The organism is Burkholderia sp. PR2, assembly GCF_052372875.1.
GTDB classification, from domain to species: Bacteria; Pseudomonadota; Gammaproteobacteria; order Burkholderiales; family Burkholderiaceae; genus Burkholderia; species Burkholderia diffusa.
Map to the genome: position 1 here is coordinate 3,354,501 of NZ_JBQRWH010000004.1, position 8,141 is coordinate 3,362,641.

An 8,141-nucleotide genomic window follows, 5' to 3' on the forward strand; every position below is an offset into this window, starting at 1 on the left:
TCCGTGCTCCCTAGTCGGTACGCTGTCTCGATGATCCGATCTGTCCATGTGAGTTATCAGTATTGCTCATGGCCTGGTGCGGTTCGGCGTGCCCAAATTTATTGGGGGTATGAAGTAGCGAGCCGTTGCTATTCCGGTTGCTGTTAGTATTTGTTTACTCGAGGCTATCAATCTTGATTGAAACACTAGAGGTACTTCCGGATCCAGCAAGTCTCATCGAATCAATGCGTGCGATCGGATATACAGCAGAAACTGCCGTTGCGGATCTTGTCGACAACAGCATTTCTGCCAATGCTTCGACGGTTCGTATCGAATACGACGCATCGCAAGAGCCGTTCGTCGCCATTCTTGACGATGGTCATGGCATGGATGCGGCAGAGCTGACAAATGCCATGCGACATGGAAGCCGCAATCCTGCGGAGATCAGATCCTCGCAGGACCTTGGTCGATTTGGGCTAGGTCTAAAAACTGCGTCGCTGGCACAGTGTCGCAAGCTGACTGTCGTCAGCAAGCAGGGCGACAATATACATGCTCGATGCTGGGATCTCGATTTCGTGCAAGCCGAGAACCGGTGGGTAGTGGTCGTTCCTTCGAAGAACGAACAGCAGCGGCTCCCGATGTACGAGCAGCTTATATCCGCGAAGAGTGGAACGCTCGTGGTCTGGCAATCTCTCGACAGGCTCATGTCAGGGTCGACCAATCCAGCAGAAGAGATGAAAAGCCGCATGTCGGATCTCTATAGTCATCTCTCATTTGTGTTCCATCGGTTCACGCGGAAGGAAGGGTCTTCCCAAGCCATCGACATTACCGTAAACGGTCTGAAACTCAAGTCCTTGGATCCCTTTCTTAAGGACAATAGCTTCACGCAACCGCTGGAGGGGCAAGAAATTCGGATTGAGCGCGCACTGATCACTGTGCAGCCATATGTTCTCCCGCACATGAGCCATTTGACCGCTGATCAGATCAACGTTGCAGGAGGGCGAGAGGGGCTTCGCAGCAATCAAGGCTTTTACGTCTACCGGAATCGACGATTAGTAATCTGGGGCACTTGGTTCAGGCTGGTACCGAAGGAGGAGTTCTTCAAACTAACTCGAGTGCAAGTAGAGATTCCGAATTCCCTCGACCACCTCTGGTCGCTCGACATCAAGAAGTCGGCCGCGTACCCACCTGACATCATCCGGAACCGGCTACGCGACCTAATCCCCCACTTCGCCAACACGAGCCGAACAACCATCACATACCCAGGGAGAAAACAAAAGCTGCCTAGCGGCTTTCATCCCCTTTGGGAAAGAGTGGAACCGTCACACGGCACCTTCCGCTACCAGCTAAATTCCGACCATCCAGTTATCAGGAAGCTATCCGATAACCTAGATATGGCCTCGCAGAAGGCATTGCAGCAGATTCTCGAGTTGATTGCCGCTGCGCTGCCGTTCGAATCCATCTATTCGGATATGTGCTCGGACAAGCGGTCCACCGACACGGCCGACCGGCAGGCCGAAATTCTTATGCTGGCGAGCAGGATAATGGAAGTAACGAAGTTGAATATCGAGACAGTGATGGCACTCGATCCCATTGGAAGGTTCCCGCAATACCACGACATCCTTCGCAAGGAACTTGGCTGATGAATGACTATTCGATTGACCATGTTGGCATGGCGATGAGCATCATCAACGGACGTCCGTTGACCGACGTACTGCTTGAGGAGGTCTTGAGCATGCTATCCAAGGTGGACGCCAGCCTTGGCCAAGAGGGACTCAAGCGCGTACGCAACAAGCTGGAGTCGACGATTGGCATTCGAATGGCCGTCGGCGAGGTCATCCGACAAAGCGCCCATGCGCCATGGGTTTCCGACGCAAAAGGTACGATCGAATGGCACTATTGGGACAGCTACAAGCGGTTGCTTGCCTCGCAGGGGTGGAGTCCGAACGTGGTCCAAGTTCTTGACGAGGACACCGACAACATTCTGACCGAATGCGGAAATCCCGCATGGTCCGGATCTTGGGACATCCGAGGGCTTGTCATGGGCGATGTCCAGTCAGGAAAGACAGCAAGCTACAGCGGCCTGATAGCGAAGGCTGCCGATGCAGGGTATCGCGTTATCGTCCTGTTGACAGGCATGATTGAGGATCTACGCCGCCAGACGCAGGAACGACTGGACTCGGGGTTTGTGGGTCGGGACAGCCGCGACATCTTTGGAAACAGCCGAGATATGCAGGCGATTGGCGCCGGCATCTATCGAAATAAATCGGCGAATGTTCTTACATCAGTGGATTTCGATTTTCTGACAAACAACGCCAGGATCCTTGGGGGGATACCGCTTTCCAATATCAGCGAGCCGATTCTGTTCGTAATGAAGAAGAACAAGGCCCCCCTTGAAAATCTTGCAGGGTGGCTCGAAGCGCAACTGAGACTGTCGGGTCACTCAAAGCATCCGCTGCCGCTGCTGGTCATCGACGACGAAGCAGATAACGCGTCTGTGAATGTACGCAAGGAAGGAGAGGAACCTGCCACAATCAATGCTCTAATCCGGTGCATTATCGGCAAGTTTTCCTGTTCTTCGTATGTCGCATATACGGCGACGCCGTTTGCGAACGTCTTTATCAATCCAGACAATGAAACGGACCTCTTTCCCTCTAATTTCATTTACAGCCTGAACACGCCGTCGCACTACATCGGTGCCAGTAGCATCTTTCTCGAAGATGGTAAGCACTATCATCAGCTACGTAACATCGATGATGCCGAAGCCAGCTTCCCCTATATCCACCGGAAGGATCATCCCGTCAACGAACTTCCGGACAGTCTCAAGAATGCCGTACGAGTCTTCCTGCTGAGCTGTGCAATTCGCGACATTCGAGAAGAGGAGCTACGCCACCGCTCCATGTTAATCAACGTCAGCCGTTTTACCGATGTGCAGGCTCGGGTGGCGACGGCTGTGCGCAACTATCTCTGGAACCTCCAAGAGGAGATACGCCAGTTCGTACTCAGCATGTCATGGCGCAAGCATCCCGATCTAGTACAGCTGGAATCCCTTTGGCAGAGCGAGTTCTCCGATGCCGGAGTGACTTGGGACGACGTCCGGAAGAAATTGTACGAGGCCGTTGCGTCGATCAAGGTCGTCACGATCAATCAGAAATCCGCTCAGGATGAAAAGCTCGACTATTCCAAATTTAAGAATACCGAAAAGGGCCGACGTGTAATTGCCGTTGGCGGGCTGACGCTATCGCGCGGACTAACACTTGAGGGGCTTTGCGTAAGTTACTTCTATCGAAATTCCAAGGCCTACGACACCCTTCTTCAGATGGGCCGATGGTTCGGCTACCGACAGGGATACGAAGACCTCTTCCGGATCTGGATGGATCCTGAGGCGCAAGATTGGTACGCACACATTGCAGGAGCAGTAGCTGAGCTTCGTACAGACTTCAAGCGTATGAGCGCCAACCGGCTCCCGCCCTCGCAATTCGGCATTCGCGTCAAGTCCCATCCAGATACGCTGATCGTGACGGCCCAGAACAAGATGCGGAGCGCCCGCGATGTCGCGCACTCGATATCCTTCAGCGCATTCGGCGCGGAAACACCCTTCATTCCGAAGGCCTCTCTCCTCAATGAGCAGAACGTAAACCGGGTTGCAGTGTTTGTTCGCGACGAAGGCAAGGCCGATCTGAAGGGCAATCGGTACATATGGAAGAACGTTCCGAAGAAGCGGGTCGCCGCCCTCCTTTCCGAGCTCAATATCAGCAACATGAACATGCCGTTCCTGCCTGATGTCGACGAAGGGGACCGACCGCTATTTCGTTTCATTGAGAAGAACAGCTACACTCAGCTGGATCGCTGGGACGTCTGCATTCCTCAAGGGCGGGGGGATGTCGTCCTAGGCATCGAAGTGCCAATTTCCGGCGGGCCCGCAGGAGGTGTGCGATGCCGGAAGCGCCAGTTCGAACGAACAGCGAAGGGCGTCCCCTACCTGAGGCTCAACAAGCAGCGGGTCGGCGATACAAGCGATGAGCGTGTGGAAATGGAGGATTCGCAGCGCGAAGATGCCGACCGCGCTTGGCAAGAGGAGCGTACCAAGGACTCGAAGAAGGGTGAGAGTACGCCAGGGTACATGTACCGGCGCTATCGCGCCACGCCATTGCTCACGGTTCACTTCATTCAGTGCGAGGCACCAAGCGGAAAAAATTCCGACAAGATGCTGACCGTCGAAGAAGTGGGCCCCGCCCCAATGGTCGCAATTAGCCTCAGCTTTCCAGACTTCGACCCGATGTCCAAAGGCGAGAAAGTCGTATATCGGCTGAACCAGGTTGCGCTGCGTGATCTCTTTGGTGACGAAGAGGAGGATGATCTTGACACGGATTGAGGCGCTCTGGCGCGCGATCAGGCAGGAAGAACCCGGAAACCGAATCTCCGAAGGACAATTCAGGCTAGTTCGAATTGATCCGCACCATCCCTTTGAAATCTATGCTGGCGTTGATGCAACCGGATCGGTGATGCTCGCTGTGGGCGTAAGCTTGCGGCCGCCGGCTATTGATGCCAACACAGGTGCGCTCAACTATATTCGCGTCCTCCGTGCCGGTGGCAGCTGGGTGATGGCATTGCGCCTATCAGCATCGGAACTGGAGCAGGTATTCGGTCGACTTTGCCAAGACTTGATTGATGCCGCGACGCATGTGGCCACCGAAACGGCTCTTGTCTCGTTATTCAGGGAACGCCTGCTACTGTGGAAGCGGCTTTTTCGGGACGGCACATCCGGTCTCCTCCAAAACTTCCAAGTTAAGGGCCTGATCGCAGAGCTCTTGGCGCTCGAAACCTTCATGGTCCACCATCCTGAAGACCCAACCATGCCCTTGATGTCTTGGGTGGGCCCGTCGGGCACAGACCAAGATTTCCTGTTTGCCAATCGCGCTGTGGAAATTAAGGCTGTTTCACCTACCGCTGACAAGGTGTGCATCGCGTCGACAGAGCAGTTGTATGCAGAGGTTCCTCTAGAGCTTCATGTGTATGTGCTTCGCGAGAGTTCGCCGACCGAGGTCGGGGCAATCAGCCTGCCCGTTCTAGCCAGCCGCATCGAACAGCGACTCGCGGAACAGTCGCACGCACTAAACACCTTTCGATCCAAGCTGATCGAGGCCGGATATGTCGAGCACGATCATTACCTAAGTGTGTCATTTACTCTGATGGCAAGCAGTCGCTACGCCGTTCGCGATGACTTTCCCCGCCTCATTAGATCAGACGTGCCTGGCGCGATTGTCGACCTGACCTATTCAATATTGCTTTCCTCAATTGCGCAGTTTCAGATTCCGGAGACACGCGATGCAGCCTGAATATTTTCTCAATGAGTTGAGTCAGTTGGTGGCGCGCCGAAGTAAGGCAAACCACCTTGTCGATACGTTGGCCTTCGTCAATGAGGTGGCTGAACGGCTCGAAGAGGATCCAGCATTCGGCGAATTCGAGCAGATTGATTACCAGGGTAGCGGCCCCAAAAACAAAACACTGAAGCTTCATGGGTTCACTCAATTCGATGAGTCTGACGGCAGCATCGGCATCGTCATTGGCAAGTGGGAAGACACATCTACCCCATCCACTCTGTCCAAGAGCACGGTTGAGCAGCTATCCGGATGGATGGAGAATTTCGTGCGCGAGGCAATCGAAAATGATCTCTACAAGCGCATCGCAGAAGCCAATCCAGCCTATGAATTTGCCCTGCAACTGAACAACGACGCCTGCAGGATTAACCGAATCCGTCTTCACATCTTTACGAATCTGGCGCTCAGCAGTCGGTTTAAAGAGGAGCTTCAAGGTGAGGTTGCCGGGATTCCGCTTGAACGTCACATCTGGGACCTTCAGCGACTGTCCGCGATCTATCAGTCCAGCCGCGAACGGGAAGCAGTTGAGATCGATCTCGAAGAGCTCGGAGGAGCGGGTATCCCGTGTCTCGAGGCCGCACACACAGACGATTTGAACTCGTATCTTTGCGTGATCAAGGGCGATCAGCTAGCAGATCTCTTCGACCGCTATGGCAGTCGTCTTCTTGAAGGCAATGTTCGCTCTTTTCTTGGCATGAAGGGCGGTGTTAATAAGGGAATTCGCTCGACGATTCAAGACGAGCCAGATCTGTTTTTCGCATACAACAACGGAATTTCGGCAACAGCGTCTGACGTGCGGGTGGAGTCAATGCATGGACAGTCAATGATCACCCGACTCACAGATCTCCAAATTGTCAATGGAGGGCAAACGACTGCCAGCATTTTAAATGCGCGCAAGAAGGACAAACTCAGCTTGAATGGAGTTTCCGTACAAATGAAGCTCACGCGAGTACGGCCGACGAAAGCTCAACAACTGATACCCTCTATAGCAGAATTTGCGAATACCCAAAACAAGGTGGCAGCAGCTGACTTCTTTGCGAATCATCCTTTCCATCGGAAGATGGAGGAAATTTCCCGGCGACTGCTTACGCGAGCAAAAGCCGGTCAGCGAATTCAGAGCAAATGGTTTTATGAGCGCTCGCGCGGCCAATACCAGAATGAGCGACTGTACCTTAGCAAGTCTGAAAAATCAGCTTTTGAGAACGAATACCCACCGAATCAACTGATTAGCAAAACGGATCTTGCTAAATATGCCAACACTTGGGACGAAAAGCCATATTGGGTAAGCCTTGGTGCACAGAAGAATTTCTCGAAGTTTGCTGGCAGATTCTCGGCCAAGAGCCCTGACGTGAGCGAAGCAGAGAATTGGGAACGAATCAGTCCAGACTACGGAGATAACTATTTCAAGTCGATGGTTGCAGTAGCCTTGATCTGGAAAAAGATGGAGGACATCGTCGATTCGGGCCGGGGAAATTGGTACGAGGGCGGTTACCGTGCAAACATCGTCACTTACACAGTTGCCAAGTTGTTTCGTGACGTAAGAAGGATCGGTGGCGAAATCGATCTTGAACGCATATGGAGCAATCAGGATGCTGGTCCTGAAATCGCCAACCGCCTTGAGCAGCTGGCGCCGAGCATTCAAGCGTCACTTCTTCTTCCTCCCCCTGGCGTGAAAAACGTCGGGGAATGGTGCAAGAAGGAAGCCTGTTGGGAAAGCGTTACTGCATTGCATTTCCCTTGGGACGAAAGCGTCCGAAAGATCGCAATTGCAAAAGGAGCATTCCAAGAAAAAAAGGCCGAAGCCAAGAAACAAGGACAGGTCGATGATGGTATCGAGCTTCAAAAAAAGCTGCTTGACCTTACCGTTGCAGGTTACTGGAGCGCACTTCATGCGTGGTCGCGAAAAACAAACCACCTATCCCAAGTGGATATGGGTCTCGTCCTAAAGGCGAGCACACCTCAAGGGTTCCTGGCGATTAAACACGAAAGAGACTGGCGAAAGCTGATCGCTCTCAAAAAGTCGGCGGAGGATGAAGGGTTCCGTCATGTTGGGTAATAAGCACGAGTGATTGCTGGTGCAAGCACCAATGCGCTGTCCGATCACACGTCAAGAAGGCCCCCCATGCATCTACCGATCGGCTATCTAACGAATGCACCGACTTATGAGATACACCACGAACTAAACTGCTTGTAGCGCGCGAGACAAAGAAGACCGCGTCGCTATCACGAATTCGAAGGAAGGCTGAAGAGAGAGCAAAGCAGTAAGAGCGCGGGCCGCATGGGCTGCCACCCATGCGACCCGCTGACCACAACCAACTCACCTCAGGAGTCGGAAATGGCTAAGGCCAATCATAAGTCACGCAGCCCCGTAACGGAACGCTTCGTCACTGTTCAAGAGTCAGCGCGCCATCATTCCTTGTCTAGGGTCCTCCGTGCCATCAGAGCGCATCGGAAACTGAACACGACGTATTTCCCATGGATCAAAATAGCGGGAGTCTGGCTTGATGACGCGGGATTCGAGGCCGGAGAACGCGTTCGGATTACTATCGAGCACAAGCGGCTCATCATCACGCCTATGTGATCGGCGCATCGCCCATGGCGAGCGTCGCAAGTCACTATCTGCCTTAAAGCTCGGTGACCGATACTCAGCACCGTTAGTAACTGTGACAAGCGAGGATCGTTCTGCAATTGCAGCGGACCGGATACTCGGGTCCGCTGCCGTGTAACGCCTTCAGCGCGAGCTGCAAGCCACGCCCGGCGCACCGAACATTTCCATCGCCG

5 protein-coding genes are annotated in these 8,141 nt (G+C 53.5%); all 5 read left to right on the forward strand.

All coding sequences use genetic code 11. The features are described from left to right. Nucleotides 1-173 precede the first annotated feature (173 nt). Nucleotides 174-1,622 carry an ATP-binding protein gene (locus ACT2FV_RS32735; RefSeq protein ID WP_444505429.1) on the forward strand — a complete coding sequence of 483 codons (1,449 nt, stop codon included), beginning with the start codon at nucleotides 174-176 and terminating at the stop codon, nucleotides 1,620-1,622. Beyond that, on the forward strand, nucleotides 1,622-4,354 hold the full coding sequence (locus ACT2FV_RS32740) for a Z1 domain-containing protein (protein WP_444505430.1): 2,733 nt from the start codon (nucleotides 1,622-1,624) through the stop codon (nucleotides 4,352-4,354). The genes ACT2FV_RS32735 and ACT2FV_RS32740 overlap by 1 nt, the downstream gene beginning before the upstream one ends. Further along, entirely contained in the window at nucleotides 4,341-5,318 is a 978-nt protein-coding gene (locus ACT2FV_RS32745; RefSeq protein ID WP_444505431.1) for a PD-(D/E)XK motif protein, read from the forward strand. The genes ACT2FV_RS32740 and ACT2FV_RS32745 overlap by 14 nt, the downstream gene beginning before the upstream one ends. Beyond that, on the forward strand, nucleotides 5,308-7,416 hold the full coding sequence (locus ACT2FV_RS32750) for an AIPR family protein (protein WP_444505432.1): 2,109 nt from the start codon (nucleotides 5,308-5,310) through the stop codon (nucleotides 7,414-7,416). Before ACT2FV_RS32745 ends, ACT2FV_RS32750 begins: the two co-directional genes overlap by 11 nt. 279 nt (nucleotides 7,417-7,695) lie before the next feature. Further along, nucleotides 7,696-7,941, forward strand: coding sequence for a SymE family type I addiction module toxin (locus ACT2FV_RS32755; RefSeq protein ID WP_444505433.1), 246 nt, complete (start codon nucleotides 7,696-7,698; stop codon nucleotides 7,939-7,941). Nucleotides 7,942-8,141: the final 200 nt, after the last annotated feature.

Excerpts from the sequence above, each read along its gene's own strand:
- ACT2FV_RS32740 (WP_444505430.1), top strand. The coding sequence starts at position 1,622 with ATGAATGACTATTCGATTGACCATGTTGGCATGGCGATGAGCATCATC.
- ACT2FV_RS32750 (WP_444505432.1), top strand. The coding sequence starts at position 5,308 with ATGCAGCCTGAATATTTTCTCAATGAGTTGAGTCAGTTGGTGGCGCGC.
- ACT2FV_RS32755 (WP_444505433.1), top strand. The coding sequence starts at position 7,696 with ATGGCTAAGGCCAATCATAAGTCACGCAGCCCCGTAACGGAACGCTTC.